General features: G+C 65.5%; 2 protein-coding genes and 1 pseudogene. 1 reads left to right on the plus strand and 2 read right to left on the minus strand.

The genetic code is table 11. The annotated features are described in order from the left end of the window. Window positions 1-657: DUF1013 domain-containing protein (locus tag EOA24_RS37090; RefSeq protein ID WP_127410771.1), on the plus strand; the 657-nt coding region annotated here is incomplete at its 5' end. Window positions 658-729: 72 nt separating this feature from the next. Here EOA24_RS37090 and EOA24_RS37095 read toward each other — a convergent pair. Together EOA24_RS37095 and EOA24_RS42120 are read right to left on the minus strand one after the other, a co-directional pair. Next, entirely contained in the window at window positions 730-1,449 is a 720-nt protein-coding gene (locus EOA24_RS37095; protein ID WP_042641559.1) for a YafY family protein, read from the minus strand. Between the two features lie 18 nt (window positions 1,450-1,467). Then, window positions 1,468-1,683, minus strand: a pseudogene (locus tag EOA24_RS42120) (hypothetical protein); the annotation flags it as partial.

Here is a 1,683-nt window from a genome sequence, read left to right on the forward strand (position 1 = left end):
CTGGTCGACAACACCGCGCTCTCCTTCGAGCAGATCGCGCAGTTCTGCGGGTTGCATCCGCTCGAGGTCAAAGCGATCGCGGACGGCGAGTCGGCGCAGGGCATCAAGGGCATGGACCCGATCATCACCGGCCAGCTGACGCGCGACGAGATTGCGCGCGGCGAGAAGGACATCAACTACCGGCTGAAGCTGTCGGAGCCGAAGGTTCGGGTGCCGGAATCGAAGCGCAAGGGCCCGCGCTACACGCCGCTGTCGAAGCGCCAGGACCGGCCGAACGCCATCCTTTGGCTGGTGCGCAACCACCCCGAGCTCAAGGATGCGCAGATTGCCCGTCTCGTAGGCACCACCAAGTCGACCATCGAGCAGATCCGCGAGCGCAAGCACTGGAACTCGGCCAATCTGCAGCCGATGGATCCGGTGACGCTCGGCCTCACCTCGCAGATCGACCTCGACCTCGAGGTCAACCGCGCCTCGCGCGGCCGCGAGCAGCCGCAGCCCGTCGGCGACACGCTGCTGCCCGCCGCCCTCACCGAACGGCTGGTGCCGGCGCCGGAGAAGCCGAAGGATGAAGACCAGGAGCTCGATGCCAACGCGGTGTTCGCCAAGCTCTCGGCGCTCAAGTCGAAGGACAAGGGCGAAGACGACGAGCAGGAGTAAGCCTTCCGAGGCTATCAACAAAAAAGCCCGCTTCGAGCGGGCTTTTTTGTTGGACAATCGCTCGGGAGGAAGTCACGTCCGCGCGGCGCGGTCGGGCGCCATGCCGTAATCCTCCGAGCGCTCGACGGCGCGGTAGAAATCGGCGAGCTGCTTGCCGCGCTCCGGCTTGAAGGTGCGGCCGGCGATGACGACCGAAGCGATGCGGTCGATGCGGAAGGCGCGGAAATCGTCGCGCATCTCGCACCAGGCAACCAGGGTCCAGACCTTGCCCCAGAACCACAGGCCGAGCGGCCTGATGTCGCGCGCGGTGCCGCGCCCGGCCTCGTCGGAATAGTCGATGGTCAGCACCTGGCGTTTCTCGACGGCGCGCTCGATCAGGTCGATCGCCTCGCGCGCGGCGTCGCTCACCACCCACATCGGCGTGTGGATCTCGGTGCGGGCGATGCGGTCCTTCTCGGTATCGGGAAGCACCGCGCCGATCTTGACCAGCGCCTCGTCGGCGGCCCTTGCCATCGCGGCGCCGCCAAAGGCGCGCACCATGCGGGCGCCGGCAACCAGCGCCACGATCTCGTCACGTGTGAACATCAGCGGCGGAAGGTCGAAACCTTCCCTCATCATGTAGCCCACGCCCGCTTCCCCGTCGATCGGCACTCCGGTCGACTGCAGGTCGGCTATGTCGCGGTAAATGGTGCGCTCGGAAACCTCGAGCCACGTGCCGAGCTTCTGCGCGGTGACCAGTCGGCCACCCCGCAAATGCTGCACGATCTGGAAAAGCCTGTCGGCGCGGCGCATCGGTTTCTCCCTCGGGGTTTATGGCTTCAGCCCTTCGCGCTTGCGCGCGGTCGGCACCAGCATCGACTGGCCTTCGACGACATCGCCGACCGTGCGCGGCGACGGTTTGATGCCGTTGATGCGTGGCGTGTTCAGCCTGTCGTTCCAGCTTTTTACCATACGCAGATTACTCCGGATCATGTTCGTTGTTGTCAGGATCGAAGCCGCTCCAAATACCGCATTCCTCCTGACAAC

The organism is Mesorhizobium sp. M2A.F.Ca.ET.039.01.1.1 (assembly GCF_003998035.1).
Lineage (GTDB): Bacteria > Pseudomonadota > Alphaproteobacteria > Rhizobiales > Rhizobiaceae > Mesorhizobium.